At 68.3% G+C, this 24,406-nt stretch carries 35 protein-coding genes and 2 pseudogenes; 4 read left to right on the top strand and 33 right to left on the bottom strand.

The window, feature by feature from the left end; all coding sequences use genetic code 11:
- Positions 1–92: 92 nt before the first annotated feature.
- The 33 genes and pseudogenes from ABT025_RS18555 to ABT025_RS18390 all read right to left on the bottom strand — a co-directional run bounded on the left by ABT025_RS18555 (position 93) and on the right by ABT025_RS18390 (position 22,179).
- On the bottom strand, positions 93–239 hold the full coding sequence (locus tag ABT025_RS18555) for a hypothetical protein (RefSeq protein WP_350995247.1): 147 nt from the start codon (positions 237–239) through the stop codon (positions 93–95).
- Between the two features lie 169 nt (positions 240–408).
- The gene (locus tag ABT025_RS18550; protein WP_350995245.1) at positions 409–921 is read right to left on the bottom strand and encodes a single-stranded DNA-binding protein; all 513 of its coding nucleotides are present in this window, start codon (positions 919–921) and stop codon (positions 409–411) included.
- Complete coding sequence (locus ABT025_RS18545; RefSeq protein WP_350995244.1) at positions 921–1,838, bottom strand: sigma-70 RNA polymerase sigma factor region 4 domain-containing protein; 918 nt, start codon at positions 1,836–1,838, stop codon at positions 921–923. Before ABT025_RS18545 ends, ABT025_RS18550 begins: the two co-directional genes overlap by 1 nt.
- 512 nt (positions 1,839–2,350) lie before the next feature.
- A pseudogene (locus tag ABT025_RS18540) lies at positions 2,351–2,641 on the bottom strand (WhiB family transcriptional regulator); the annotation flags it as partial.
- Positions 2,638–3,147: a RusA family crossover junction endodeoxyribonuclease gene (locus ABT025_RS18535; RefSeq protein ID WP_350995242.1), complete on the bottom strand. Its 510-nt coding sequence runs from the start codon at positions 3,145–3,147 to the stop codon at positions 2,638–2,640. The gene ABT025_RS18535 and the pseudogene ABT025_RS18540, both read right to left, overlap by 4 nt.
- On the bottom strand, positions 3,144–3,524 hold the full coding sequence (locus ABT025_RS18530; RefSeq protein ID WP_350995240.1) for a hypothetical protein: 381 nt from the start codon (positions 3,522–3,524) through the stop codon (positions 3,144–3,146). Before ABT025_RS18530 ends, ABT025_RS18535 begins: the two co-directional genes overlap by 4 nt.
- Positions 3,521–3,742: a hypothetical protein gene (locus ABT025_RS18525; protein ID WP_350995238.1), complete on the bottom strand. Its 222-nt coding sequence runs from the start codon at positions 3,740–3,742 to the stop codon at positions 3,521–3,523. Before ABT025_RS18525 ends, ABT025_RS18530 begins: the two co-directional genes overlap by 4 nt.
- Positions 3,739–3,984 (bottom strand): hypothetical protein, encoded by a 246-nt coding sequence (locus tag ABT025_RS18520; protein ID WP_350995237.1) that lies wholly within the window; start codon positions 3,982–3,984, stop codon positions 3,739–3,741. Before ABT025_RS18520 ends, ABT025_RS18525 begins: the two co-directional genes overlap by 4 nt.
- Positions 3,984–4,349: a hypothetical protein gene (locus ABT025_RS18515; protein ID WP_350995235.1), complete on the bottom strand. Its 366-nt coding sequence runs from the start codon at positions 4,347–4,349 to the stop codon at positions 3,984–3,986. The genes ABT025_RS18520 and ABT025_RS18515 overlap by 1 nt, the downstream gene beginning before the upstream one ends.
- A complete protein-coding gene (locus tag ABT025_RS18510; protein ID WP_350995233.1) occupies positions 4,346–4,609 on the bottom strand; it encodes a hypothetical protein in 264 nt (87 codons plus the stop codon). Before ABT025_RS18510 ends, ABT025_RS18515 begins: the two co-directional genes overlap by 4 nt.
- The gene (locus ABT025_RS18505; protein WP_350995231.1) at positions 4,606–5,124 is read right to left on the bottom strand and encodes a hypothetical protein; all 519 of its coding nucleotides are present in this window, start codon (positions 5,122–5,124) and stop codon (positions 4,606–4,608) included. The genes ABT025_RS18510 and ABT025_RS18505 overlap by 4 nt, the downstream gene beginning before the upstream one ends.
- Positions 5,121–5,252: a hypothetical protein gene (locus tag ABT025_RS18500; protein WP_350995229.1), complete on the bottom strand. Its 132-nt coding sequence runs from the start codon at positions 5,250–5,252 to the stop codon at positions 5,121–5,123. The genes ABT025_RS18505 and ABT025_RS18500 overlap by 4 nt, the downstream gene beginning before the upstream one ends.
- The gene (locus ABT025_RS18495; RefSeq protein WP_350995227.1) at positions 5,249–5,662 is read right to left on the bottom strand and encodes a hypothetical protein; all 414 of its coding nucleotides are present in this window, start codon (positions 5,660–5,662) and stop codon (positions 5,249–5,251) included. The genes ABT025_RS18500 and ABT025_RS18495 overlap by 4 nt, the downstream gene beginning before the upstream one ends.
- Entirely contained in the window at positions 5,659–5,919 is a 261-nt protein-coding gene (locus ABT025_RS18490) for a hypothetical protein (RefSeq protein WP_350995225.1), read from the bottom strand. Before ABT025_RS18490 ends, ABT025_RS18495 begins: the two co-directional genes overlap by 4 nt.
- Before the next feature lie 40 nt (positions 5,920–5,959).
- Positions 5,960–6,400, bottom strand: a complete 441-nt coding sequence (locus ABT025_RS18485; RefSeq protein ID WP_350995223.1) for a hypothetical protein — start codon at positions 6,398–6,400, stop codon at positions 5,960–5,962.
- 148 nt (positions 6,401–6,548) lie between these two features.
- A complete protein-coding gene (locus tag ABT025_RS18480; protein ID WP_350995221.1) occupies positions 6,549–6,896 on the bottom strand; it encodes a hypothetical protein in 348 nt (115 codons plus the stop codon).
- A 169-nt stretch (positions 6,897–7,065) separates the two neighbouring features.
- The gene (locus tag ABT025_RS18475) at positions 7,066–7,290 is read right to left on the bottom strand and encodes a hypothetical protein (protein WP_350995219.1); all 225 of its coding nucleotides are present in this window, start codon (positions 7,288–7,290) and stop codon (positions 7,066–7,068) included.
- Positions 7,291–7,425: 135 nt separating this feature from the next.
- Positions 7,426–7,965 carry a hypothetical protein gene (locus ABT025_RS18470; protein WP_350995217.1) on the bottom strand — a complete coding sequence of 180 codons (540 nt, stop codon included), beginning with the start codon at positions 7,963–7,965 and terminating at the stop codon, positions 7,426–7,428.
- Between the two features lie 217 nt (positions 7,966–8,182).
- Positions 8,183–8,374, bottom strand: a complete 192-nt coding sequence (locus tag ABT025_RS18465) for a hypothetical protein (protein WP_350995216.1) — start codon at positions 8,372–8,374, stop codon at positions 8,183–8,185.
- A gap of 791 nt (positions 8,375–9,165) precedes the next feature.
- Positions 9,166–10,383, bottom strand: coding sequence for a ParB/RepB/Spo0J family partition protein (locus ABT025_RS18460; RefSeq protein ID WP_350995214.1), 1,218 nt, complete (start codon positions 10,381–10,383; stop codon positions 9,166–9,168).
- Complete coding sequence (locus tag ABT025_RS18455) at positions 10,380–11,606, bottom strand: ParA family protein (protein ID WP_350995209.1); 1,227 nt, start codon at positions 11,604–11,606, stop codon at positions 10,380–10,382. The genes ABT025_RS18460 and ABT025_RS18455 overlap by 4 nt, the downstream gene beginning before the upstream one ends.
- A 287-nt stretch (positions 11,607–11,893) precedes the next feature.
- Positions 11,894–12,508, bottom strand: a pseudogene (locus tag ABT025_RS39525) (DciA family protein); the annotation flags it as partial.
- Between the two features lie 157 nt (positions 12,509–12,665).
- On the bottom strand, positions 12,666–13,046 hold the full coding sequence (locus tag ABT025_RS18440; protein ID WP_350995205.1) for a hypothetical protein: 381 nt from the start codon (positions 13,044–13,046) through the stop codon (positions 12,666–12,668).
- Between the two features lie 12 nt (positions 13,047–13,058).
- Positions 13,059–14,357, bottom strand: coding sequence for a helix-turn-helix domain-containing protein (locus ABT025_RS18435; RefSeq protein WP_350995203.1), 1,299 nt, complete (start codon positions 14,355–14,357; stop codon positions 13,059–13,061).
- Positions 14,358–14,826: 469 nt separating this feature from the next.
- Positions 14,827–15,819, bottom strand: coding sequence for a DNA-methyltransferase (locus tag ABT025_RS18430; protein WP_350995201.1), 993 nt, complete (start codon positions 15,817–15,819; stop codon positions 14,827–14,829).
- Between the two features lie 425 nt (positions 15,820–16,244).
- Positions 16,245–16,652 (bottom strand): hypothetical protein, encoded by a 408-nt coding sequence (locus ABT025_RS18425; RefSeq protein ID WP_350995199.1) that lies wholly within the window; start codon positions 16,650–16,652, stop codon positions 16,245–16,247.
- Positions 16,649–17,104, bottom strand: coding sequence for a hypothetical protein (locus tag ABT025_RS18420; protein ID WP_350995197.1), 456 nt, complete (start codon positions 17,102–17,104; stop codon positions 16,649–16,651). Before ABT025_RS18420 ends, ABT025_RS18425 begins: the two co-directional genes overlap by 4 nt.
- The gene (locus tag ABT025_RS18415) at positions 17,101–18,048 is read right to left on the bottom strand and encodes a hypothetical protein (protein WP_350995195.1); all 948 of its coding nucleotides are present in this window, start codon (positions 18,046–18,048) and stop codon (positions 17,101–17,103) included. Before ABT025_RS18415 ends, ABT025_RS18420 begins: the two co-directional genes overlap by 4 nt.
- Positions 18,045–18,344: a hypothetical protein gene (locus ABT025_RS18410; protein ID WP_350995193.1), complete on the bottom strand. Its 300-nt coding sequence runs from the start codon at positions 18,342–18,344 to the stop codon at positions 18,045–18,047. The genes ABT025_RS18415 and ABT025_RS18410 overlap by 4 nt, the downstream gene beginning before the upstream one ends.
- Positions 18,345–18,382: 38 nt before the next feature.
- Complete coding sequence (locus ABT025_RS18405) at positions 18,383–18,610, bottom strand: hypothetical protein (protein WP_350995191.1); 228 nt, start codon at positions 18,608–18,610, stop codon at positions 18,383–18,385.
- Positions 18,611–18,695: 85 nt separating this feature from the next.
- Positions 18,696–20,432, bottom strand: coding sequence for a DNA cytosine methyltransferase (locus ABT025_RS18400; RefSeq protein WP_350995189.1), 1,737 nt, complete (start codon positions 20,430–20,432; stop codon positions 18,696–18,698).
- Positions 20,432–21,295: a hypothetical protein gene (locus tag ABT025_RS18395; protein ID WP_350995187.1), complete on the bottom strand. Its 864-nt coding sequence runs from the start codon at positions 21,293–21,295 to the stop codon at positions 20,432–20,434. Before ABT025_RS18395 ends, ABT025_RS18400 begins: the two co-directional genes overlap by 1 nt.
- Positions 21,296–21,381: 86 nt before the next feature.
- Positions 21,382–22,179 (bottom strand): hypothetical protein, encoded by a 798-nt coding sequence (locus ABT025_RS18390; RefSeq protein WP_350995185.1) that lies wholly within the window; start codon positions 22,177–22,179, stop codon positions 21,382–21,384.
- A 233-nt stretch (positions 22,180–22,412) separates the two neighbouring features.
- Here ABT025_RS18390 and ABT025_RS18385 point away from each other — a divergent pair, with 233 nt between their 5' ends.
- From ABT025_RS18385 to ABT025_RS18370, 4 genes are all read left to right on the top strand, one after another.
- Complete coding sequence (locus tag ABT025_RS18385; protein WP_350995183.1) at positions 22,413–22,829, top strand: WYL domain-containing protein; 417 nt, start codon at positions 22,413–22,415, stop codon at positions 22,827–22,829.
- A 38-nt stretch (positions 22,830–22,867) separates the two neighbouring features.
- On the top strand, positions 22,868–23,143 hold the full coding sequence (locus ABT025_RS18380; protein ID WP_350995181.1) for a hypothetical protein: 276 nt from the start codon (positions 22,868–22,870) through the stop codon (positions 23,141–23,143).
- A gap of 131 nt (positions 23,144–23,274) precedes the next feature.
- A complete protein-coding gene (locus tag ABT025_RS18375; RefSeq protein ID WP_350995177.1) occupies positions 23,275–23,481 on the top strand; it encodes a DUF6011 domain-containing protein in 207 nt (68 codons plus the stop codon).
- Between the two features lie 114 nt (positions 23,482–23,595).
- Positions 23,596–23,973 (top strand): hypothetical protein, encoded by a 378-nt coding sequence (locus ABT025_RS18370; protein WP_350995175.1) that lies wholly within the window; start codon positions 23,596–23,598, stop codon positions 23,971–23,973.
- The last annotated feature ends 433 nt before the right edge of the window (positions 23,974–24,406 follow it).

The following is a 24,406-nucleotide window of genomic DNA, read 5'->3' as shown; positions in this document are numbered from 1 at the left end:
GTAGTCGTCGCTGGGGTCGGACGCCTGGGTCTGCTGGGAGGTGCAGTTGGTGTCGTGTCCGCAGGTATCGCAGCAGGTTCCGCAGTCGCAGTTCACTTCGCGGAGACCTTGTTCACGGTGACGCTCACGCCGTAGAGGCGGGCGCAAGACTCTGCCTTCTCCAGAAGGTTGAAGTAGTGCGGGAAGCGCCCGACCCAGACGGTGAAGGGGTAGCGCTTGGTGGGCTTCTTCGCGGCCATGTGAGTTCCCTTGTTCGCTGCGACCCGTTGTGCGTGGGTTGTTGTCGGCTATGCCAGAATACCCACATTTCTAGTGCACGTGCAATATGAATGACAGAAGTGGGTGAACCCCGGGCACGACAAAGGGCCCGACCCCGAAGGACCGGACCCTCAACCGCACGCCGCTACGTCAGAACGGCGGGGGCTCATCCCCTCCACTCCCCCACCCGCCACCGGCAGACCGACCCGCCCCCGGCGTGTTCTGCGCCCACGGATCCCCCGCAGACGCTGCACCCTGCTGACGGGCCGCCTGCTGCACCTCCGGCCGCTGACCACCCGACGCCTTCGTTACCTTCGCCGTCGCGTTCTTCAGACTCGGCCCGACCTCGTCGACATCCAGCTCGTACACCGTCCGCTTGACGCCTTGCCCGTCCTCGTACGACCGCTGCTTCAGCCGGCCCTGCACGATGACCCGCATACCGCGCGTCAGACTCTCAGCGGCGTTCTCAGCGGCCTGGCGCCACACCGAGCACGTCAGGAACAGCCCGTCCTTCGCGTCCTCCCACTGCTGCGTCTCCTTGTTCAGCACCCGCGGCACCGACGCCACCCTGAACTTCGCCACAGCGGCACCGTTCGGGGTGAAGCGGAGCTCGGGATCGTCGACCAGATTCCCGCACACAGTGATTACCGTCTCGCCAGCCATCAGGCCGCACTCCTCATGTCGTCTTGGTTCAGGTTCAGGTCCCGCAGCGGTACGTACACGCGCCGCCATGGTGCTTTGCGGCCCTCGTCACGGGCCTTGCGCTTGATGCGCTCCCACGTCCGCGACACCGCGTCCGGGGACATTTCCAACCGCTCCGCGATCTCCTCCAGGGAGTACTGCGTCCACTCCATGAGGTGGGTGATGACCTCATGCCGACCCTCCCTGTTGAGGATCACGGACTCACCCATCAGGAACCGGGCCGCCACGTCGTCGCCCTCGGTGAAGCCAGCCGGCGCCACGCTGGTAAGGGGTACCGCGGCCGGGTCGTCGATCGTGTCGTCATCCCACGCCTGCGCCGGCTGGAACCCCAGCCGTGACGCATCGGCCAGCACACGGGACACCGCATGCTGCGACACACCGTGCTCCAGCGGGTCCTGGTCCCACCACGCGTCGTACACGGCAGCCACACCGCGGGCCAGGCGTGCAGTCACCCGCACCCGCCCGACTGCCTTCCGGAAGTGCGACTCGTCCACTCCGACTCGCTCAGCCATCATGTGACGCGGCCACCCACGTACCGCCAGCGCCTCAACCCGACGGCGTGTCCCCGTAGCGTCGATCCGTGCCCCGTCCGGGAAGTCGGCCAGCGACGGCCAGTACGACATGACCAGCTCCGCTGTCTCCCGGCGAACCTGCTGCCCCGGCCCGTACTTCCCGCGCCCCCACATCACGTGCTGCAGAGAAGAGTTCTGCGCGAGCCCCAGACGCTCACAGATCGCCATGTACGGCATGCCCGCAGCGTTCACGTTCCGCAGGTGCTCACGGACCGGCTCCGCGTCAACGAACGGCTCCCACTGGCCGGCGGCGACCAGCTGTCGGCGCCGGGTCTGCCACCGTGCGGACGCAGCCCGCACAGCCATCGAGTCGCCCTTCACGCCGCCACCCCCATGTCGCCCTGAACGGGCAGCGGCCGCAGCTCCTGGGGCGCTGCACCCTTCCGGGCACGCACAGGCCCACCAGCACCCCGATAGGACTTCCCCGTCAGCAGAGACGCCATCGTCTTCTTGTGGACACCGAACACCGCAGCCAGCTGCACGTCCGTCTCCCCACCAGCAGCGGCCCGCTCACGGATCTTCACCACCTCATCCGGACTGAACGCCCGCTGATTCGATGGGTTGATCTCCCGCACTGGGAACACCATGCCGTGATCCGCGAACAGGTTTCGCATCCGCGCCACGAACGACGACGTCGTGTCCGGCGCCAAGCCGTACAGCTTGTCGAACTCCCGGAGCCGCATCCCCTGCGCCACACCAGCGCCGATGGCCGTCACCCGGTCCACGGCCCGCGCGTCCTTCAACGTGCCCGCCAGGTACGCCTCGACCGCGGCCGGGTTCACGGTCCACCCCTCCGCCTCAACGGTCTGGGTGACACCGGCCGACCTGAGCCGCATACGACGACGCTGACTCTCCGACGTTCCACCCCACACCCCAGGCTTCTCCCTGGCCGACAGGGCCCACTGCAGGCACTGCTCGACAACCGGGCAGCGGGCGCAGACCTGCTTCGCCTGCTCCACCTGGACACGAACCGCCGCGCGGCCGCCCTGCGGGAAGAACAGGTCGGGGTCCTCGTCACGGCATGCGCTGCTGAGCCTCCAGTTACCGGGCTCGCGGGGGCTTACGGCCTTTGTTGTGGGGCGGCGCGTCTCCGGCGCGGTGATGGTCATGTCGGGTCTCCGAGGGTGTAGAGGCGGATGATGGCGCCGGGCTGGTCCAGGGCGTCGGGGTGTTCGCCGGGGTAGACCTTGCGGGTGTGGGATTCGATGACGCGGCCGTCGTCTTCCCAGACCCCTGACGTCGTAATGGCGTCGTACGTGCTGCGCTCCAACTTGTCGATGTCGGGGCTGACGGCGGGGTAGGTGCGGCGGCGCTTGGGGGCGCTTGTGGGCTTGGGCATGGTGAAGGTGATGTCGGCGCGTACGGGGCCGGCTAGGTGCTGGGCTTCCCCGGCGAGGAGCGCGGCCTGGATCGAGGCGGTGACCTTGTCGCGCCAGGGCTTGACCTTGAGGGAGGACTCCCGCATGAGGGGGATTGCCTTGCCGGTCTTGCGGCTCTTCCCCCACCCCACGGGGGATTTGCTGCCTTGGGGTCCCGCGAGGCCGTGGACGGCGATGCAGAGGCGTGGGTTGGGGTTCCAGAGGTAGGCGCCGGTGAGGGTGGGGGCAGTGGTCACTTGGCCCCTCCGAAGACGAAGCGTTCGAGGGAGGTGCCGTGCGGGCTGTCGAGGGCTGCGGAGATTTCGCTGTATGTGAGACCGTCCGCGACTTCGGAGGCGCCGCTCCAGCAGCCTGGGCAGAGCCAGTGCACGGGCGGGTCGGCTTCGTCCCACGGCATGGACTCGCGCTGGAACTGGAAGATGACGGCTCGCTTGGTGCAGTACTCGCAGTTGCCTTCGTGGGCGGTGTTGAGGCGGATCTGCTCGGTCTGCCTGTCCAGTTCGGCCTGACCAGCGGCCCAGGTGAGGCCGCAGCGGTCGCAGTCTCCGGGGTGGAAGAAGGATCCGCCGGGTGCGATGAGGGGGAAGCGGTGCTTGCAGAGGGAGAGGGTCATGCTGCGTACTCCTGTACGGGTATGGGGCCGTGTCGTCCGGCGCGGAGGTAGGTTGCGTGGCCGGCTGTGTGGCCGAGGTGGACGGTCCAGCAGAACTGGCAGCGGTAGTCGCGGAAGGCGGGGCCGCCTTCGCCGCGTATCTGTCGGGCGCGGCGTCGGGCGCTGGCGCGGCTGGGGAACGGTTTCTTGCCGAGGCAGGCGATTTCGTACTCGGTCATGGGGTGTAGGTGGTTGTGGTGGTGTAGCGGCCCCATCCCTCGTGGTCTTGCAGGGTGACGGTGGCGCCGAGTTGGGCGTTGCGGCGGGCGACGGCTCGGGCTCGGGGGAGGTCGCTGGTGGTGAAGTGGCGGGTGCGGGTTTGTCCGGGGAAGACGATGAGGAGTCGGTACTTCTCGGGGGTGGAGAGGCTGGTCTTGGCGTGGCCGGTCCGCTTGTGCTTGGAGTGCCGGGTGTTGGCCATCACGTCTCCGTCGTCTGGTTGTGGATGGCGGCGAGGGCGACGGTGATGGGGACGGCGCCGTCGGCGGTGGCGGTGGCGGGGCATCGGGTCCAGGTGCCGTGGTCGTCGAGGCGGGCGTGCCGGTGGTCGGCGATTTCGACGGACATGTGGGCGGGGAGGAGGGTGTTGGCCTCGGTGGCGAAGGCGGCCTGGTCGTGGTGGCCGATGCGGGTGAGGTTGCCGTTCCAGATGCGGAGGCCGGGGCGGGCGGACCAGGGCCGTCCGAGCTGGTTGTCTCCGTGCTGGGCGAGGATGCGGGCGTTGTGGCTGGCTTGGAGGACGCCGGCGCCGAGGACGACGAGGTAGGTCTGGTCGGTGGCGGTCACGAGGCCGCTGCCGTGGTTGCGGCGCGGCGCGGGTGGTCGCAGTGGCCGGTGAGGCTCGGCTGGGCTCGGCTGGTCCACTCGTCGTGGCTGATGAGTTCGTGTCGCCAGCCAGCGGCGGCTTCCTTGCGCCGGTCAGCGATGCGCGGGGTGAACTCCTTGTGGGCGTCTTCGGCGAGCAGGCCGACGTAGCCAGCGAGGACGGAGCCGGTGACGCAGCCTGCCGGGTTGATACGGATCCAGAATTCTCGGTTCGTGCTCACGGCTGGGGGTGCTCCTTCGGTGTCTCGGTATCGGCGGTGCGCTGGGCGAGTCCGGTGTCGATGTCGTTGCGGGTGAGGGCTTGGGTGTCGGCGGCGGTGGTGGCGGCTTGGTGGAGGGTGAGGGTGCGGGGCCGGCCGTGGAGGTTGGTGCACTGGTCGGCGGCTGTGGCTGCGTGGCGGAGCTGGGTGCCGGTGGTGACTCGGTTGTGGTGGTGGGCGCCTTGGGCGCAGGGGGTGAGGGCGTCAAACCCGGTGCTGTCTGCGGTCCGGGTGAGGGTGGCGCCGCCGGGGAACGTGGCGCAGACCGTGCCGTCGGGCTGCGGCTGCCAGGCGGTTATGGGTATGAGGGGGAGGTTGGCGAGGCGGGCGGCGTACGCGGCGGCCATCTGTTGCTGGGTGATGAACTCGGGGCCGGGGTGGGGCCGGACGGGGAGTGCTGCGCGGGCGGCGGTCAGCGTGGGGGTGGCCGTGGTGCGGGTGGTGGGGCGCTTCTTGGTGGCGGTCTTGCGGCTCACGGTTCGTCTCCGTCCGGAGGGTCCTGCGGGTTGGTGGTGCCGGGGCCGTGCTGGGAAGCGCAGATCATGGCGGCGGCTACGGCTCCCAGCACGAGGGCGATGACTTCGGGTACGGTCGGCCAGGTCACTGGTCGGCGGCCTCGCGAGCTCGGCGTCGGAGGAAGTCGGCGACGAACTCGCCGTACTCGGGCGTGTCCTTGAGGAGGTCGGCCACCGCGTCTGCGGCCTCGGCCAGACCCTCGGCGCGCAGCTTGTTCCTGATCGCGTCGCTCGACAGCGGCGGTCGAACCGCGCCCCGCGACAACTTGTCCGCCATCCGCCCGATGGCGGCAGAGCGGGCGCGGGACTCCTTGTTACTGGTCCCCTCCTCGCCCGCCTTCTTCTTCAGCCACGCGATGATCTGCGCGTCCCGCTCGGCGATTGACTCGGAGCGGGTGTTGTCGAGGAGCTTGTTCAGCAGCTCATCGACCAGCGGCGGAACGCCTGCGTCTTTGAAGGCGGCGGTGGCGAACGCGTACAGCTCGTCGCGGGCGTTCATCGGGCGTCGACCAGATCGGTGTGGGCGAGCTCGGTCTCGGCGGCGGTGACGGCGTCGTGTTCCATGCGGAGTTCGAGGACGCGATCCATGTAGCCGAGGGCGTAGGGGAGGTGGGCGTAGTCGGCGTGGATGCCGGCGCGGACGGTGAGGTGGTCGAGGGTGAGGGTGTTGGAGTCGTCGTAGGCGTCGGCGCGGCCCGCGTAGTAGTCGGGGTCCTGGCCGCCGGTGAGGGCGGAGCCGAGGGTCATGGTCGTCATGGCGTGGGTCCGTTCTGCGTGTTGGGGCGGACGGCGGGGGTCAGGCGGCGGTGCGCTGGGCGGGTACGGCGGCGAGGGCCTCGGCGGCCTGCTTGGCGCACTGGAGGACTCGGATGACTTCGAACGGCTCCGGGAGGGCGCCGGTGAAGAAGTCCGGGGTGCTGACCCAGGTGCGGATGTGCTCGAGGTGGTCGTCGATGTCGGTGTTCTCGTCGTACGGGGAGTCGGTCGGCAGGACGGCGGAGATCCAGGCGAGGGCTTCCTGCGTGGGCTCGTTCGTCTCGAGGAGGAGCTCGGCGGTCTTGGGGTCGCGGGTGAAGGCGTTGGGGATGCGTCCGGTGACGGCCCTGAATACGGCGGCTTCGATGCTGAGTGCTTCCCGGCCGGTGTTGATGAGGGTGGTGCGCTCAAGGCTGAAGTAGCTGAGGAGCTGGCCGGCGACGTCGAGGATGGTGCCGGTGCTGGTGCGGGGCAGGTTCATGGCGGGCTCCCGGGTGGTCGGGTGGTGGTGTGGGAGGGGTTGTTCACCCGGCCCCGGGAGCTACTGCGCACCCATCAGGTGTGGTGCTCGACTCGGGGCCGGGGCCCGGTCCTGCCACGTCGCAAATGGCAGGACCGGGAGTTGGGGGTCAGTCTTCGACGGGGCGGGGGTGGTCGTCGGCGCAGTCTGGGCACTGGAGGCGGCCGAGGTTGTAGCCAGTGGGCGCTTCGGTGACGAGGGCGCCAGGGGCTTCAGCGTCGAAGATGAGGTCGCAGTAGCAGGCCTGGCAGGCGCACTTGAGGACTTCTTTGACGCGGGGGTCGGTGAATCCGGCGAAGACGATCAGGACGCACATGAGCGCGTGGTAGGTGAGGGCGTCAGCGGTGTTGTCCGCCTCATCCATCGCCTTGTCGAAGCGGTCCCGCCGGTCCTGTTCAAGGCTGGAGTGGCTGACGCTGTTCGGGTTTTTGGTGTGCGTCATCACGGCGTGGCCCATGGCGGACTCCTGGTGGTGGGTGCTTCGGCCCGGTGGTGCTCGGGTTGTTGTCGGCTATGCCAGAGTACCCATATTTCTAGTGCACGTGCAATAGAAAACTGGGATGGGCACGAGGAAGGCCCCCACCCGCTCGAGGTGAGGGCCTGCTCTGTGCTGGCGGCCGGCCGGGTCAACTGCGCCCAGTGACGGCTTCCTGGTGGGCCATCAGGATGTCGCTGTAGCTGACGTAGGTCTTCCCGCGGTACCGCTCGGTGTACAGGTCCTGGTCCTGAATCCAGCGCCTGATGTCGTCGAGCGAGATGGGGTGCCCGGTGTCCTTGAGCTGGTCGCGGATCTCTTTGAGGTCCGTCATGTCGCTGGCGACCGGGTACGGGGTGATCGTTTGTATGGCCACGGGCTGCTCCCGGTCTCGGCTTGGCCGTCGTTCGCAGCTCCGGCGGCCGATACAGGGGTTCGGACTCAGTGAATCCGGTTGGGGGTGTTTCGTGATGGAGTTGTGCTGGCAATGAGTAGACCGTTGATGAGGCGGTCAGGTTGCGTGCCGGGCCGTACTTTCCTTCGCGGCGACGTGCTGGCGGGCGAGGCGGGCCAGTGACCAGGTGTTCGCGACGCCGTTGTCGTCGGTGCAGTAGTGATTCACGCAGACCGCGCGCCGGGCTGCGGGCCGCCAGTACAGGCCCCAGCACCCGCACTCGGGGCAGGGGTGTTTGCGGATGGCGGTGGTGTCGCCCATGGCGATGGCGTGCTCGAGGCCCTGCCGGTAGATGATCGCTTCGCGGGCCTGTTGGCGTTCGGGGTCGAGGTGGGCGGTGTGCTGGCGGGCCCAGTCGTAGACGTCGGCCGGGTCGGCGGGGACGGGGCCGGCCGCGGCGGTCCAGTCGGCGGCGCGGGTGTGGGTTTCGAGCTCGTAGACGGCGGCGCGGATGCGGTCGACGACGTCGAGGTCGATGGGTGCGGGTGCCTCGGTGCGGGTGGCTGTGCGTCCGTCGCCGGGTCCGGTCCTTACGTGCTGGGTGAACTCCGCCTGGAGGAGGCGGAGTCGCTGTGCGGTGGTGTCGTCTCCCAGCATGCTGTCCCCGTTCCGGTGGCCGGCCAGGGGGCGCGGAGCGGTGCGGTGTGGGCCGGGGCGCGCGCCGGTGGCCGGAGGCTGTCACTCCGGGTAGTTCCGGACGCCCAGTGTGGCACGAATATGTCCCGCATTGAACAGAAAGTTGCAGTTGATCAACGGTACGTGTGTGACTGTTGTCGATTCGTCACAGATCAACCCGCATTGCCAACCGGCATATTCACAACTCGTCAGGTGATCCGCGCATCCCCGCGACCATGCCCGACAGGTGCCGGTGCTCCTCCTCCCCCACCTTCCCCGTCGCCTTCGACCCGTCGAGCATCATCTGCAGCGCGTCGAGGGTGGTGCGGTAGATGTCCGCGGTGGCATCGTCGGACAGGGTGTGCCCGTGCTTCAGGAACAGGGCTTCCATCGTTTCGGCGAGCAGCTGTTCCGCGCTCGGTTCCGAAGGGTGCCCGGTTTGAAGGTGTGCCGGTACAGCGGCGGGCCGGCGGCGGTTGCGGCGGTCGAAGCTGAGGACCCGGCCTGGTGGCCCTGTGGGCTCTGCGGGGTGTGTGGGTTCTGCTGATGACGGCATGGGGCGTCTCCGCTCCTCCGGCATCGGGAAGGGCGGCAGGGCATTCGCGGTGCCCTGCCTCCCCCGGTTCGGCTGCCGGTGGGCCTACCAGGGAAGGCCACTGTGACACCGTTTCGGCCGCACAGGTAAGCGGTGCCTGAGTTTTGATACCGCTGTGACCCTGGCGGGGGTAGGGTCCCGGCCAACCTCGCACGGGGACACGAACTGGGCATGAGGAAGCCCCCACCGTTCAGGGCCGGAGTTTTGCCGACAACAACCCGGTGCCCGGTGGGGGCTTGAGACCTCACGGGACACACCCGCCAGATGACGGTGATTGTAGCCCGGCGGGTCCTGGGTGGGGGAGTGGTTGGGGGAATCGTGGGTGGTGGGTGTGGGTGCAGGGGCAGAGGCGCTGCGATCCCGGGGTGGGAGACCTCCGCCCCTGCGGTCCGGCACCCCCGGCAGGGCGACGGCACTCCCAACCAAGTCCGTGGTCACCGCATACGGAAGGGGTGCGACCGGTTATCACTCGGTCGTGTGACCGAAAAACCCCGGCAAGGCGCAGCTTTTCGACCGAATCCGACCGCACACACGAAAGCGGCCCCGCCCCACCCGTGAAGGTGAGAGGCGGGGCCGCGGTGCTGCTGTCAGGCGGATGGGTTCTTCGGCGAGCCGCCAGCCGTGCCCAGCTCCTCGTCCCGGCGCTTGTTCAGTGCGGTAGTCAGCATGTGTCGATCGAACTCCCCCATCTGCGCAACCACCGCATTGAACGTTGCCTCCCAACCGCCAGGTGGCAGCAACCACGTAGCACCAGGACGAGCATCGTCAGCCTCAGTACCCTCCTCCGGTGCCTGCCCGCCGGTTGTCGGTGAGTTGTCGATGCGGCCTCGGCGAGGTTCCGGCAGAGTCGCCTCGCCTTCTTCCGGACGCTCCCCCGTGGTTGGCGCACTGAAGGGCGGGCTCTGCGGACTGCTCTCCTCCGTGGCTTGGGGGGCAGCGCTTCCTGCCGGCTTCCTCTTGTCGCCCCGCAGTCCCGGTTCGATCTCGGGCTTTACCGCGGTAAAGCCTCCAGCCGTCTGGGGCGCCGCGGGCTGTTGCTCGGTGGGGGAGGGGCGACGGGTCCTGGGGCGTTCCTTCTCCTCTTCCCGCTCCCGCTCCCGGTCCCGCCAGGCGTTCAGCTGCTCGTTGTGTGGCAGCTTCACCAGGGTCCGCGTCTCGCGAACGGGAAGGTCTCCGCTGCTCACCAGAGCCTGCAGTTCCGGAGCGAGGCTGAGGAGGTACATCTGCTGGGTGACCCAGCCGCCGGACTTGTCGTAGTGCTTAGCGACCTCGGACTTGCCACCGAGCTGCTCGACCATGGTCTGAATGCCCAGGGCCCGTTCGATCGGGTCAAGGTCCTCCCGGTCGTTGTTCTCTGAGAGGACAGCGTCCAGGAAGGTCGCGCGGGTCTTTGCGTGGGTGTCGTCGATGATGACTTCGAGGGTGGCGCTACCAGCCTCTTTGGAGCCGCGGAAGCGCCTCTCCCCGTTGGCGATGACGTAGCGGGCTGTTCCTACGCTGTCGGCCTCCTCCTTCCATAGGCGCAGGTATGCGTCGCGCGTGACAGCAACAGCTGGTGCCAGCTGCTTCTTCTTGACCTTGAGCCCGAACTCGAGCAAGTCCTGGTCGCTGCCGAAGTTCTTGCGCGGGTTGAACCTGGTGGGGACCAATTGCTCCAGGGGGATGGTCTGTAGTCGGCTATCGGGGGCTCCGACAGTGGCGGTTCCGGTGGCCTTAGCGGTGGCGTCAGCAACGGCCTGCCGGCGCGCGCTGACGCCCTGGGTGGCGCCGAAGCGTCCTGCGCCAAGCTGGTCGGCCTTGCTCATGAGATCTCCCGTGCGAGTGCCCGCATGGCAACGGATTGCTGGCTGCGTGGCGCGTAGGAGAGAAGTGGGCGCTTCACGCGGACCGCTTCCTTCTGCTCTTTCAGGTCTCCGATGAGGCCGACGACGCGCGGATCCTTTATGTCGACCCAGCCTTGCAGGGAGGACGTGGCGATGTACCCGCGGCGCCCGTCGTAGAGGTTGACGACGATGCCGAGGTAGTCGATGACGATAGCGAGGTCGCCCCGGAGGTCTTCGAACTGCGAGGTGAGCAGCTCGTACGCGTCGGCGCTGCTGTCTTCGGCCTGAACGACGATGAGGGCGCCGGACTGGCCTGGGGCTTCGCCGTCGCGGCGGCGGCCGTAGTACGCGGCGGCATCCATGCTGAGCCCGAGGCTGGGCGGGCAGTCGACGATGATGACGTCGTAGTCCCCTTCCAGCGGGGCGAGTGCCCTCTCGAGGGCGGCTTCGCGGGCGCGGACCGCGGACAGGCGTACGTCGAGCAGGAAGGCGTCGTTGCACGCGGGCAGCAAGTGCAGGCGCCCCCCGAACGTGTCGTCTTCAATGGATACGACGAGATCACGCAGGTCGCCCTTGGGGTCGCCGGCCATGTGGTTGGTGAGGCTGTCCCCGGTCATGGGGAGAGGGGTGGCGCCGAGCTGGTTGGTGAGGTGGCACTGGGGGTCGAAGTCGACAAGTAGGACTCGCAGTCCGATCCCGGGAAGGTTCTCAACGTCGAGGGGGCTCTCCTCGCCGGAGGCAGCGGCAAGCTGTTTGGCGATGCGTACGGGGTAGAGGGAGTTGGGGTCCTCCGCCAGCGCTTCGCCGGTGCCTGCGGTGATCGCGGTTTTCCCCACACCGCCCTTCTGGTTGCAGACGATGAACCGGCGTGTGATGTCGGGGCGTGCAATGTGGGGGGCGGGGTTGGTGTCGAGCCACAGTTGTACAGACTGGGCAAGTCCTTGGATAAGCGAGACTCCGCGGTCGGCAACGGTTTGGCGGAAGGCGTCCCACTGGCCGCTGGGAAGGAACGTGGCGAAGGAGTCGGCGCCGCGCGTATCGACGGGGTTGAGGCTGGAAGCGAGGTTGCACCAGGTGGTGATGCCTTGCTCGACTGCGGCCTGAATCTCGATGCCGTGCTGGGCAGCGCGCACTTTGAGGGTCTGCCGGAGGGATCCGGGCAGCTTCGATACGACCTTCTCGCGGTCGCCGGCTGGAGAGCTCATGGGGACACCCTACTAACGTCCATGATCTATTGAGGCATTGAGGCGTTAGTTGCATCCCGCGCGTGTCGGCGGGGGCTTTACCGCGGTAAAGCCCCCGAGCGCACCGTCTTCAACCTCTGCCTCGGTAGCGCCAACCTCGACCAGGAAGGCCGGCTCTCGAAACAGGCCCGTGTAGATCAACGCCGGCTTCGGCCACTCCGTGATGGCTCGGACCGGTGTGTGCTGTTCCGTCATACGTGCTCCCTGGTCGATGGATTCTTTACCGCGGTAAAGCCCGCGCTAGGTGGTCATGCGATGTCGAACGCGGTCCGTACGGGGCGGTCTCCGCCGTGCTTGCGCTGGAGTGCGGCCTGGTGGACTTCTTCGGATCGGCTGAGTTCTTGGCCGGCGTGGAGGGCTGCGAGTGCGTCTATGGCGTTGGCGTGCACGGTCTCGGGTTCGCGGGCGGCGGTACGGGTCTGCCGGTCGATGGCTGCGGCAACGAGAGTGTCGACCGCCGTTGCCGCCTTCGGCCGTACTGCGGCCAGCGCGGCCTGGTAGCCCGTGCTGGCGGTGTCGCGGGTCTTCGCCGGGGCCTCGGCCGGGACTGCTGATTCTGAGGCGGGTACGGGTCGGCTCGAGGACCCGGCAGTCACAGCACCAACCGGCAGCGGCTTGATCGCGCGGACGACTTCGGACCCGACCTTGTCGTTGATCTGTTTCGCGAGCTGTCCGCCGAGGAGTCGTAGCTGGGCGGCGTATGCCGGGGAGCAGGGGCGGAGCTCGAGGACGCGGCGCTCCGCGTCGTAGTGGACGGGCTGGATACGGCCGACGTACTGGGGGCACAGCTCGGCCCACCGGTCGAGGATGTTGCCGCCCTGGACGCCTTGCTGCCAGCCAAGGTCGCCGGCGAGTTGTGTGAGGACGTTGCCGAGGCCGGAGGGGGCTCGTCAGTCTCCGGTGCGGACGCTGCGGAGTTGGCGCCGGGTGGTCTGGCGGGCTGTGGGGGTTGGTTCTTGGTGCTGGCCTTGTACTGGGCGAGGGCGAGGCGGGCGAGGTCCTGGCCGGACGCTTCGGTGGTCACGACTGGACCCCCGGCGTGGCAAAGAAGTCCTCGGAGGTGAACCACACACCGTCAGTGCGCATCCCCATCTCCCCGGACGCCAGGCTGTCGGCAAGGAAGCGGGTCAGCTCTCCTGCGCTCAGCGGCGGTTCGCCCTCGCTGGTGAACACGGCGTTGAGGTGGTCGCGGAGTCTGTCGTAGGTGAGCTGCCGTACCTGCCCGTCAGAGCACAGCACGGGCAGGTGGCCGATGGCGAGGCCCACCTTGAAAGCTTCGAGGGTGGCCGGGAAGCTGGCGAGCTTCGGAGAGGGCGTGTGGGTGCTGCGTTCGGCGCGCGCCTTGGCCTGGTGTCGGAGCTTCGCGGTTCTGCTGCTGGTGTTGCGCTGCTTGCTGGTCATGGCGTTCTCCGATCAGAAGGCGTTGGCGAAGGTCGGGGTGTTCAGGCGCAGCAGGGTGAGGGCCTGGTCGACGAGTCGGTTCGTCAGGAGGCGGCGGGTGTCGCGGTCGCCGAGGATGACGAGCATCCCTTCGATGTAGCCGGGGTCGTTCAGGGCGTTCGCCCGGTGCTGCAGGACTTCTTCGCGGGTCAGGGCGGTGATGTCGATGCTGCCTCCGGCGTGGAGGGTGACGTCCTCGGTGGAGGGCTGCGACAGCACGGCGTGGATGGTGCGCATGGCCTGGTCCGCGGTGTGGCGGGTCGGAACGGTGACGGGGGCGGGCTGGTCGTAGCAGCTGTGCCGGAAGTGCTCCTGTGCCCGGGAGTCCTCCCACGCGGTAACCATCAGGGCGCGGCTGGCCGGGGCGGCGTACAGGCGGTGAACACCCTTGAGGCGGTGGGCGAGGAGACCCGACGGGCGGCGGGCATCTGCCGGGTCGATGGGGTTGTGCTCCTCGGCAGCTGCCTGAACCTCGCGCCATGTCCAGCCGGCGTCGGCGCAGTGCCGGGCAATCCACGAGATGCGGGGCGCGGAGGCAGCGGCGAGCCAGGGCACGTTGGTGATGAGCTCCTGGGCGAGCTGGTAGCGGCGCCCGACCCGGTTCAGCTTCTGCGGCCCGCGGTGGGCCTTCTTCTGGGTGGGGTGAATGTCGCTCCCGCTGGCGAGCTTTGTCTCAGAGGGAGATGTGGAAGCACCGGTAGAGGAGAGCGCTGAGGTACCTACCTGCATTGGGGTGCAACGCCCCCGACCCGAAACACGGGTCCTGCTGCGACGGCGGCGCACCTTCCGGGCGGCCTTCTTCGCGAGCTTCCCGATGAGCTTCCGGCCCTCCTCGGCGATCCCGACGGGGACGCGGGTGTACGCGGGTGCGGTCTCGTCGCGCTGCACCGTACGGATCCCGAGGGCCTCGTCGAACGCGGCCGGGATGACCCGCTCGTACACGGACGCCTGACGGATGTGCCCGGTGAGCCGGGTGCCCTTGGACCGGTACACGAGGAGTCCGGCCTCCCGGAGCATGTCGAGGTGGTACTGCACCGTTCGCCTGGACAGCTTCAACTTCCGGGCGAGGTACTCGACCCCGGGCCGGCACTCGGTGAGGGCGGACAGCTCCTGTGCGATGAGCACGGTGGTGGGCCCCCACTTCGGTCCGTAGCTGCGCGACGGGGTGTACAGGCCGGAGCCGCCTACCCAGTGGACGGACTGCATCCAGGAGTAGGGGTCCGGGGCGATGCGGCCGGTCGTGGTGGAGACCCACTGAGCGGCTGCGAGCACTCCCAGGGCTCCCCCACGACCGGGAGCGTCACTGTACTCGTACACGTGTTCGAACGTGTCATGTGGGGTGATCGTGTCGCTAGGAGTTTGCTGGCACGGGATGCCGCCCTGATCGGGGGACTTTTGCCGCGAATCGCCCGTCCGGGCGTGCGGAAGCTGACAAGCGCTGTGCGCGTACGGCACTATGGACCTCGTTCCGTTCTGCGGACACGAAAAAGCCCGCTTCGGTGGGTGCTGGTTCCGGAAGAACCTGAAAGTCGCTCGACCTGCTCGGCCCCGGTCGCCAAACCGGATCTGAGAGTCGGGCCTTAGCTCGGTCGCCAAACCGAGCCGTAGGAAGTGGCCGCGCACGATGCGCCAACATCAGCGGCCAGCGGTAGAGGAAGCGCCCCCGCCAAGGGGCCCAGGACCTCCCGCTTAGGAAGTCGCTACGTCATCCCGGTCCTTTCGATTGCGTGCTGGGCCGCGCTCATGCTGCGGGCCCAAAGTCGAGGACGCCCTGCGCGAAACGCTGCACGGCGAGGTCGTGGTACGAGGCGTTGAGGTCTATGCCGACGTACTTCCGGCCGAGCCTGCGCGCCGCGTCGCCCGTGGTGCCTGATCCCGAGAACGGGTCGAGCACGGTTCCGCCCGGTCGGCAGCCAGCCTTGATGCAGCGCAGCGGCAGGTCGATTGGGAACGTCGCAAAGTGCGCCTCCGGGTATGGGCGAGTAGCGATCTCCCAGACGTCACCAGGATTGCGGCCGCGACTGTCAGGGCCCTCGTAGGAGCCCGTGGCAGTCCGCTGGTGGTTGAGGTCGCGGGCACGGAAAGCGCGCGCTCCAGCCTTCCGTGAGGGAGCCTTGTGCGGTTCGCGAACGCTGTCCAAGTCGAACCAGTACTGCGGCTGCTTGGAGAACATGAACAGGTGCTCGTGCCTGCTGCTGAGGCGATCCTGAACGGACTCCGGCATGGCGTTCGGCTTGTGCCACACGATCTCGTTGCGCAGGATCCAGCCGTCGTCCTGAAGTGCGAACGCGGTACGCCATGGCATGCCGAGCAGGTTCTTAGCGGGCGGCTGTCCGGGGCGGATGGATCCCGTGTGCGTTCCCTTGTTGGGGTAGCGGCCGTCGTGCACCTGCTGCTTCATGGGGCGCGGCTCCCCGCGGCCCTGGTTGCCCCAGGAGCCGGAGTAGCTGTCGCCGAGGTTGAGCCACAGGGTTCCGTCGTTCGTGAGGACCCGGCGGGCTTCGGAAAAGACGGATTGCATTGTCTCCACGTACTCGGCAGGTGTCTGCTCGAGACCGTATTGGCCGTCAGCTTCGTAGTTGCGGAGTCCGAAGTAGGGCGGACTGGTGACGATGCAGTTGATGGACTCGTCGCCGAGGGTGCGCAACTGGGCAAGGGAGTCGCCGAGCAGCAGCGTGACGATGTCGTCGCTGTAGTACGAGCGGGGAGCGGTCCGCTCGCCCTGGGCGGTCACGCGATGAGTGAAGTAGCGGTGACAGGGCCTCGCTGCGTCGGCGGTGTGATCTTCACGCCGGATCGTGAGGTCCTACTGTCGCGGGGGGAAGATCCCCGGGTACTCTTAGCCATCGGTCGGCACCTTCGTGAGTGTTGTGTGTCGGCCCGGCCTCGCTGGTGGTCTGGGTGGTTGCACACCCAGCAGCGGGGCCTTTCCCTTTGTCTTGGGATACCGGCCGGCCGATCCCATTCCTGAGTAGCCGTCTGGCGCCAAGCGCAGCTTACTCGTTCGGGTCACCACTTGTCTGTCCCCTCGGTCATCGTGTCGAAGATCCGACTTGTCATCAGATAGGCAGCTCATCGCACAGCCGTGCGGGAGTTGATCTCTGTCCTATAAAAATTCACACGAAGTAACATGATCTTGCGCGGCTGGCCTGGCACCCCTCAAGACGCCCTGGCCAGCAAAAAGGATGGAAGGGACTTGGGCTCGGGCCGGATCTCGTGGACCTGGCCCGGGGGTGTCGACTGCCCCTCACTCTCGGCCTGTTCGGCGGCGGCGCGGCGGCCGGCGCGGCCCTTCGTCGCCGCGATGCAACACACGTCACACCGGCACTGGAGGCAGTTGTACCGGTACTCGCCGTGCGGGATGTTCTCCTGCCGCACCTTCTTCCCCTCGGCCTTCGCGTCGGCGAGGGCCCGGCCGAACGCCGGGTCGGTGCGGGCGTGACGGGGTGGGACGTTGTGGTGGATGGGGGTGGCTGCGGCGGCCTGGGCGAGGGTGAGGCCGGTAGCGACGTGGGCGAGGTACCGCTGCCGCACGGTCTCGTCGAACAGGGGCGGGCGTCCAGTCACGGGTGACCACCACCCCGCACCACCGGGCCGGGCTGGGCGGGCACATCGGTGTCGGCGGGGTGCCGGGGTGAGTGGAGGGACGCAGACCTGCCGGCGAGGCGCCCCATGGACACGAACCCGGCCGTATCCAGTTCGGCGCGGAGGTGGCGGAGCGCATCCGGTGTCCATGTCGGGCGGGCGGCTTCCTTCCCGGCCCGGTACCCGACCGCCAACGCCGCCTCCCACACGGCCCGCACCACGGCGGGGTCGCTGTCGGGGAACATCAGCTCCGGCAGCTTGTTGGGGCGGCTGACGGCGTCGAGCATGCCCTTGGTGATGAGGCCGGCGAGGTAGTCCCCGGAGGTCTGGCACCGGTTGGCGAGGGCTTGGTCGGCGGCCGCAGTCCGGTCCGTGGAGGCGTCCGCGCCTGTGCCGACGGCCGGGGTGGGTGCTGGGGTGTGGTGGGTGGTCATGCGGCAGGCTCCAGCACGGTTGTCGGAATGAGGGGTGGTGTGAGGGTGCGGACGGCGGCCAGGTGCCGGAGGCGGGTGCGTTGCCCGAGGAGCCGTGCCGGGCCGCGCCCGTATGGCGGCCGCCCGGGCCGGGTGAGGGGTCGGCGGGTGCGCGGCATGTGCTCCAGGCCGGGCAGGAGCAGCTGTACGGGGCGGCCGGGGGCGATGCGGCGCTGCCGTGCCCCGTCCGTTGTCGGCGCCGCGGCGTACGCCCACCGGCCGTCGGGGCGGATCCGGGTCGAGGGAGGCAGCAGGCCCTGGTCGACTGCGGCGGCGAGCAGCTGGTCGCGGGTCGCCCGTTCCTTGTCGAGACCGAGCAGGGTGACCAGGGCGGAGCGGTGCCAGTTCGCGGTCCGTACGTCCATCCCGGCCCGGGCTGCGACGAGTTCCGGGTCGGTCTCGCGGGCGAGGGCGTCCAGGACGGCGCGCTTCTGCGCGGTGCGGCCCTCGGCCATGTCCCGGACCGGTGGTGCGGCGGGGCCTACGGGAGGCGTGGCGGCCTCGGTGTTGCCGGGTGCGGCAGCCAGGGTGCCTGTGGTGGTGGCGTGCCGGCGGGCAATGAGCGCCCGGTGTCGGGTCAGGGCCAGCTCCCCACCCATCACCCCCTCCGGCTCCACCAGGTGCTCCACCCCGTCCGAGTCCACTGCCGTGGTGTTGGCGTAGATGCGGCACGCGGCCAGAACCGGGCAGCGGCCGCACACGGTCTTGGCGAGGCGTTCCCGGTCGATACGAACCTTCTGCGGCTCCGCGCCGTCGTCGGTGTACGGGCCCCACACATCCAGCGGCACCTTCTTCATCCCGCCGGCCGTGGCCATACCGGGGTCGTCGGGGTCGGGGGCGCAGCCGCGGTACCGGTAGTGCCGGTGATCGACCAGGTCCTGCCGGGCTGTCTTCGGGTCTGTCATGGTGTGTCCCCCTCCTGCGGGTTGTGATGGGTGGTGCGTGCCAACTCGGCGGTGACGATGGCTTCGGCTTCGGCGAGCAGCCGGTTGACGGCTTCAGCGGCGCGGTGCTCGGCGGCCGCGGCCCGGATCCGGGCCTGGAACGCTTCGGTGTCGCGGTGGTGGGCGGCGTCCGTCAGCCGCACCGCGGCCCGCTCCCGGCTCACCAGGTGCTGCAGGCGGCGCAGCCTCCACCACGTCACACCGCTGGCCACCACCAGGGCGGCCACCATGGCCTCGGCTATCGGGTACACGGTCATCGCCTCCTTGGGGCGCCGGAACTGCTGGATGGGTGGGTTCACCGGGCGGGCGGCCCGGACAGGGTGGGGGTGTCGTACAGCTCGGCCAGGCCGGCGTAGGTCTGCCGGACTTCGAGTTCGGCGAGAACGACCGCGGGGTGCAGCTCGGGCCGGTACCGGACGTACGGTTCGGGCAGGCGGCGCGGGTGGGCCGGGCGGCACCGCAACGCGGCGACAGCGACAGCGGCAGCACTCGGGGCCAGGCACAGCAAAACAACGGCGCCCATGGCGGGCCTCCCAACAAGGGGTGGAGAAGACTGCGGCCGGCCCCAGATCGGGACCGGCCGGTGGTGCAGATGAACCAGGCGGCGACTACGCGGCGGTTGTCAGGTCGTCCTGTGCGGTGTGGATGACAGCCCGGAGCCGGGTCCCGATCCACGTGCCGACCTGGGGGCTTACGGCGTTTCCGAAGCCGTCGACCTGGTTGCGGGCCGAGCCCCAGACGGTGAAGGTGCCGCGGTAGTCGTTGAAGTCGACGTCGAAGCCGCACCCGCGGCCAATCTCGTGCGCCGCCATCATTCGGTAGAAGCAGTCGTCCAGCGGCAGCTCGGCGAGCGATGCCTTCCACTGGGCCATGAGCAGTGCCGTGGTGTCGGTGGTGGTGAGGGTGCCGAGCGGGTCGGTGAGCGGGTGCGGCGCGGTCCCGTGCTCGGGGCTGGTTCCGTTCTGCTTGTACCAGCCGGCTGCCGTCAGGACCGCCGGGATCTGCTCCGAGGTGAAGGTGGGCATCGCCTCACTGTGCACCGTGGGCAGCGTGTTCTTCCGGTACGGAATGACGCCGGATGACAGTACGGCGAGGGTCTCCGACCCGACCTGCGTAGGCAGCGGTTCTCCGGCGCCGCGCGCGGCCCCCTGGTAGTTGTCCACGGCGAGCGCCATCGCCGGTGCGGCAGCCGCGGCGCCGGGTACCCACAGCGGCTCGACGACGGGCCCGGTCGACAGGATCGCGGTCTCCTGCTGGCTGGTCTGCGTCGCCATCGGCTGCCGCAACAGCCGCTCCGAGCCGTGCACACCCTTCGCCGGCATGAGGATCGCCGGGAAGTCAGCGAACCGCTGACGGCACCGCTCCGCCCGGGCCATCGACGACCGGGCGAGCGGCCCGACAAACCCATCCTTGAACGTCTTGACCGGCTTGTCGCCGATGCGCGTGCCGAGATTGGTGAGGTCGAGCGCGGCCAGCGACGGCGTCATCGGCGGAACGACAGGGCGGCGGCAGGACGGGCACCGGTACTCGTACTGCTTGCCATACATCACCGTTCCAGTTGCGGGGATGCCCGTCTTCCACGTCCACACCGCTTCGACGTCCTTGTCGCAGCCCCCGCACCGGGACACCGGGCGGTGCTCCAGGTCCGGCATCGGCAGGGACTTGTGGACGAACACCCAGTAGCCGCGATCCCTCGACTGCGGAACCCCGAAGAACTGGCTGTTCAGGTAGAGCACCTTGGGCGGGCGGTAGTCGAGCGATTCGAACTGCTTGACCCACCACCGGTAGGTCGACCCGTCCCCAACCTTCGGACGGCCGGGCAGCGCAGGCCCCCAGGAGGTGAGCTGGGTGGTGCACTCGACGAGGATGAGCCGCGGGCGGTGCCGCTCGGCGTAGTGCAGGACACAGTTCGCGGTTGCCCGGTCCCGCTCGGACCTGGTGACGCGGGCCTCGTAGTCGGGGTCCTCCAGCTCGAACAGGGTCCCGCCCTGCTCGTAGGCCTTCGTCGTGTTCGCCAGCGAGTGGTTGACGCAGCTGACACCCGCGACGAGGAGGTCGGCTTCGGGGAGTTCCCGGGCGGAGTGGTAGTCCGCGGCTTCAGGGTTGATCAGGTCAGCGATCCAGTGCTCGGCCTCCGGGTGGTTCGCCTCGTGGACCTCGACCTTGTAGCTGTTGTGGTTCGCCGCCATGATCGTGGTGAACCCGGCCCGCTTGATCCCCTCAGTGAGGCCCCCGAAGCCGGAGAACAGGTCGACGGCGATGAGGTCGTCGTGCCGGAAGCGACGCTTCCTGGCGGCCGGCCTGTGCGTGGCGGTACGGCCCTTCTCCTTGACCACGGCAGCCATCAGGCGACGCTCCTCTCCGGGGCGGGGGTGTTCAGCTCGGTGATTCGGTCGTTCAGCAACTCGCGCAGCGACTGCCACCCGTTGGGGCCATTGACCTGCTCGTCCGCGACGTTGTGCTTGGCTGCGTCACCCAGGACCCGCGTCAGCGCGATGGCGTTGTCCCAGCAGTTTTTGGCCTGGTCAACGAGGCGTTCGACGTGCAGCCCCTGAGGCGGTGCAACTGTCGTCTGCGACGCTGGCGCTGCGGGCTTCTCCTCGGAGTCGAGGGCGGAACCACCGGACTCGACGATCTCCAGGTCGGACGACGTCCACAGGTCCAGCGCCATCCCGAAGCGCATTCCGGCGTTCCGGATCGCGTCGCCGATGACCTCCTTCACCGCGTCGCCGCCCGTCTTGTCGCCAGCGTGCCCGTAGCCCAACCGGGACATGCCGCACACCGTCAGGCGGATCCACAGCCCGCAGTACCCGTCGACCTGCGGAAGACCCCGCTCATCAACGGTCAGGGGCTCCCAGTCCCAGAACGGGTCCACGTTCAGCAGCCGGTTAGTCGCCTCGGCGTGACCGACGTAGGCGAGGTCGATGTGCCCGTTCCTGGGCATCTTCTGATTGCACTTCTCGCACTTGACGATCGCGTGGTTCTGGCAGCCCTTGCCGCGGGAGTTCTTGCATGCCTGGCACCACACGCGTGGCAGGTGTCGGACTTCCTTGGGGAGGAACTGCTCCCTGAGCTTGTGGAGGGCGTCGATCTGCTCGGCCCGGGTGTATCCGAAGGTGTTTTCCGGGCGGGGGCTGGGCTGGTTTTGGGTGTGCGAGGTGGGGCCCTCCGCCGTCGTGCTGGCGGGGGCCTCGGTGACGGCAGTCACGAGAGGTCTCTCCTATGGGGTTGTCACGAGGTACTGGCCGGTGCGCGGCCTAGTTGTCGGCGTGTAGACCGCGCACCCGCCGGGGGCTACTCGGCGATGTCGGCCGGGTCGATGCCGTACTTGTCCATCACGTAGGCCAGGCCGATTTGGATCGGGCGCATGCCAGGCGACTTCGTCCGGGCTGCGACCTTCACCTGATCGAACAAGTCGTCGTTCGGGCGGACCTTCAACGGCGCCATGTCGACGCCCTTCGGCCACTCCGGCGCGACCGGTGTGTACTGGCCGGCCAGGTACTTCTGGAAGCCCTCATCCATGTCCTGGTGGACCACGTGGCCGAGCTCGGCAGCCTTGTCCCGGATCCGGTCACGGACTGCGCGGGGGATGGACGGGGCACGGTCGGCGCCGGACCGGAGCGGCTCCACGTACCCGGGTGCGTACGGGCCGACCTCGAACCGGTACATCAGGTAGTCGCCTGCGACGTGCATGGGAAGGACACCGGACTCGCGGACCTTTGCGAGCAGGGCGGCCTTGGGGCGCACGTTCAGGTTGACCTTCTTCTCGCCCGTAGCCCGCCGGCCCTGGACGCGAGGGCGGGGTTCGAACTCGCCGGCCAGGAACTTCTCGAAGCCCTCGTTCACCACGGACGTGACGGTGATGAGCTCATTCTCGGCGGCGTCAACGACCTGGGTTCGGTACTGCTCCGAAAGCTGGATGGGGAGGTTGGCCTCGGAGCTGGCCGTGTCGGTGTCGCGGAGTTCCTTCCACCCACCGGGGAGCAGCACCTGGCGGACGGCCTTGGCGAGTTCGGGGCTGGGGTCACCGCCGGCCCGGAGGAGGGAAGCGGCTGCCTTGAGCTGGTTGCGCAGGTCGGGGCTGGTCGGCACGGGGCGGGGTCCTCTCGGGGAGCGCCCGCTGGACCGGTTGTTCGGCGGGCGCGTGTTGGGGGCTGTAGCCACGCCAGTTTCCTCCATTCGTATCGCAGACGCCATACAGGTATGGGGTGTCCGCTACCGGGTCCGTCCCGATGGGGACCACAATACCTGTAATTCTATTGCGTACGCAAGGTGTTTTGTGGCAAGGTGACATCAACGCCAAGACGACACCGCGGGGGCACAGGATGAAGAACACGGCGAAGCAGACCACCACCAAGACCCTCGCCGACCTCTACCGGGCCCTGGATCACGCCAACGCCGTGACCATCACCTACCTCGCCCCCGGCGACACCGAGCCCACCGTTCGCACCATCGAGATTCACGAGATCCGCACCACGAAGGCCGGCTCCATCGTCATCGTTGCCATGTGCCGACTGCGCGGAGACGAGCGCCAGTTCGCGGTCTCCGGGATTCGCGCCTACACGGTCCACCGCATGGCGTACGTCCTGGACCGCCCCGCCCCCACTAAGTACGACCGCCCGGCCCCGGCGCCCGCCACCGACGCGCAGGCCCTGTTCTTCTACGAGCTCGCCCGCGACCAGGACGACGCCGACTACACCCCCCGTACGCTTATCCAGTCCGACGCGGCGCTTGTCGCCTAGCCCTGGCCACTTTCAATGCAGACAAGGACACTCAAGACATGGCGCTCATGGACGACATCGAGTTCTACGGCCGGGCCGTGGATGCCGGTGAGCTGAACCCTTCCGAGGCCGCTCGACTACTTGCCGATGCCAGTGACGGCGGCCTGACTCTCCACGGCGCCGAAGACTCCATCGCAAACTGGAGCGGGATCAGGGGCGAGATGGAAAGCCTGCACGCCAACACGGTGGATGCGCTGCGCGCGCTGCGGAACGGCAAGCCCTTCCCCGAGCATGTCCGAAGGAACATGCAGCGGAACCGCTTCGGAGCCCTCTGACCCCAGAAACACCGAAGGCCACCGTGCCCCGTACCGGGCTGGTGGCCTTTCCTGCGGGCGTACCCGTCAGATAACGGTGATTGTAGATCCATCCCACCCGGCACCGCCACCACTTCCAGGACACTGGCCACATGGACCGAGACGACCGGAACCAGCAACAAGCCCTCACCGGGCCCCCGGACAACGGCTATCGGCACCGGTACTGCCGGAAGTGCGGGAAACCACTCACGGCCCCGGGGTCGCGCCGCCGAGGCTTCGGGCCCGACTGCGACCCCACCCGCCGGCCACAACCCGCCCCAGCGCGCGACATAGACCAAGACGCCATACCCGGCACCTGAACCAGCAGCCGCACCTGGGATGATCCCGTCACGCCCCGGACCGAGAGAGACCACATGGACACCCCGAGACCCACCCCCACCGAACCCCGTCGCACCGTGGGACGAACCAGGCGCGTGATCAGCTTCATAGGGAATGGCCTCGGCATCGCAATGGCCGGAACCCTTGGCGTGGGGTGGCTACTCATCCTCATCCTCGGCAACACCGTCTGGAGGGACAGCGACGAGACGCCCGCTGACGCGCCGCCCACCAGCACCCCGAAGACGGCCTTCACATGGACCATCTCGGAGGAGGCGTGCACGGGAGAATGGCCATCAGCGTCAGCCGAGGTGCACGCCACTTGCGGCCTGGGCGGTGGTGACCCCGTCATCTACGAGTCCAACTACGGCGGCTTCAAGACCAACTGTGGACCAAAATTGCAGCCCACGACCTTCCCGCAGGTGGATCGCCTTGCTGACAGCGAAGGCAACGTAGTCTGCAAAACAGCTCAGTAGGCCGGGCAGAGCGACGGCCCCGCGAAACGTGCGAATGAGCCGCGAGGCCGCACGAGCACCGTCCTGTCAGGGCACCCACACCGACGGTACGGGCAACCTCCCCTGACCGCCTGTCGACAACCCCTCCCGCCACAGACGACATCCGGATACTCTCTACCTCGCATCACCTTCCTCAGAGGGAACCCGCTGGATAGAGGCCATAAGGCCTCGATAACTCGGGGTACTTCAGAGGAAAGGGGGGCTCATGCTTGAGAAAGCCAGAGCAGCAGCCGAAGGAATCGTTCGTACGCCGCATCGCCGCAAATCTTGCAGCACGCGCACTGTGGGAGGTCTTCATGGACCTAAGGGCTGTCCCGTAATCCGTGGTGGATCAGCGCGCGGCGTCAGATGCGGTGCATCGCAAGGCGGAGGAGCGTCCGCATACTGGATGTAT

The organism is Streptomyces sp. NPDC002809 (assembly GCF_040295435.1).
Taxonomy (GTDB): domain Bacteria; phylum Actinomycetota; class Actinomycetes; order Streptomycetales; family Streptomycetaceae; genus Streptomyces.
The sequence above is the reverse complement of the archived record's forward strand: the minus strand, read 5'-3'. Positions and strand labels throughout refer to the sequence as shown.

Coding starts and splice junctions, on each gene's coding strand:
- ABT025_RS18555 (WP_350995247.1), bottom strand. CDS start 239: ATGGCCGCGAAGAAGCCCACCAAGCGCTACCCCTTCACCGTCTGGGTC.
- ABT025_RS18550 (WP_350995245.1), bottom strand. CDS start 921: ATGGCTGGCGAGACGGTAATCACTGTGTGCGGGAATCTGGTCGACGAT.
- ABT025_RS18545 (WP_350995244.1), bottom strand. CDS start 1,838: ATGGCTGTGCGGGCTGCGTCCGCACGGTGGCAGACCCGGCGCCGACAG.
- ABT025_RS18530 (WP_350995240.1), bottom strand. CDS start 3,524: ATGACCCTCTCCCTCTGCAAGCACCGCTTCCCCCTCATCGCACCCGGC.
- ABT025_RS18525 (WP_350995238.1), bottom strand. CDS start 3,742: ATGACCGAGTACGAAATCGCCTGCCTCGGCAAGAAACCGTTCCCCAGC.
- ABT025_RS18520 (WP_350995237.1), bottom strand. CDS start 3,984: ATGGCCAACACCCGGCACTCCAAGCACAAGCGGACCGGCCACGCCAAG.
- ABT025_RS18495 (WP_350995227.1), bottom strand. CDS start 5,662: ATGAACGCCCGCGACGAGCTGTACGCGTTCGCCACCGCCGCCTTCAAA.
- ABT025_RS18490 (WP_350995225.1), bottom strand. CDS start 5,919: ATGACGACCATGACCCTCGGCTCCGCCCTCACCGGCGGCCAGGACCCC.
- ABT025_RS18485 (WP_350995223.1), bottom strand. CDS start 6,400: ATGAACCTGCCCCGCACCAGCACCGGCACCATCCTCGACGTCGCCGGC.
- ABT025_RS18480 (WP_350995221.1), bottom strand. CDS start 6,896: ATGGGCCACGCCGTGATGACGCACACCAAAAACCCGAACAGCGTCAGC.
- ABT025_RS18470 (WP_350995217.1), bottom strand. CDS start 7,965: ATGCTGGGAGACGACACCACCGCACAGCGACTCCGCCTCCTCCAGGCG.
- ABT025_RS18465 (WP_350995216.1), bottom strand. CDS start 8,374: ATGGAAGCCCTGTTCCTGAAGCACGGGCACACCCTGTCCGACGATGCC.
- ABT025_RS18460 (WP_350995214.1), bottom strand. CDS start 10,383: ATGAGCAAGGCCGACCAGCTTGGCGCAGGACGCTTCGGCGCCACCCAG.
- ABT025_RS18455 (WP_350995209.1), bottom strand. CDS start 11,606: ATGAGCTCTCCAGCCGGCGACCGCGAGAAGGTCGTATCGAAGCTGCCC.
- ABT025_RS18440 (WP_350995205.1), bottom strand. CDS start 13,046: ATGACCAGCAAGCAGCGCAACACCAGCAGCAGAACCGCGAAGCTCCGA.
- ABT025_RS18420 (WP_350995197.1), bottom strand. CDS start 17,104: ATGACCACCCACCACACCCCAGCACCCACCCCGGCCGTCGGCACAGGC.
- ABT025_RS18415 (WP_350995195.1), bottom strand. CDS start 18,048: ATGACAGACCCGAAGACAGCCCGGCAGGACCTGGTCGATCACCGGCAC.
- ABT025_RS18410 (WP_350995193.1), bottom strand. CDS start 18,344: ATGACCGTGTACCCGATAGCCGAGGCCATGGTGGCCGCCCTGGTGGTG.
- ABT025_RS18405 (WP_350995191.1), bottom strand. CDS start 18,610: ATGGGCGCCGTTGTTTTGCTGTGCCTGGCCCCGAGTGCTGCCGCTGTC.
- ABT025_RS18400 (WP_350995189.1), bottom strand. CDS start 20,432: ATGGCTGCCGTGGTCAAGGAGAAGGGCCGTACCGCCACGCACAGGCCG.
- ABT025_RS18385 (WP_350995183.1), top strand. CDS start 22,413: ATGAAGAACACGGCGAAGCAGACCACCACCAAGACCCTCGCCGACCTC.
- ABT025_RS18380 (WP_350995181.1), top strand. CDS start 22,868: ATGGCGCTCATGGACGACATCGAGTTCTACGGCCGGGCCGTGGATGCC.
- ABT025_RS18375 (WP_350995177.1), top strand. CDS start 23,275: ATGGACCGAGACGACCGGAACCAGCAACAAGCCCTCACCGGGCCCCCG.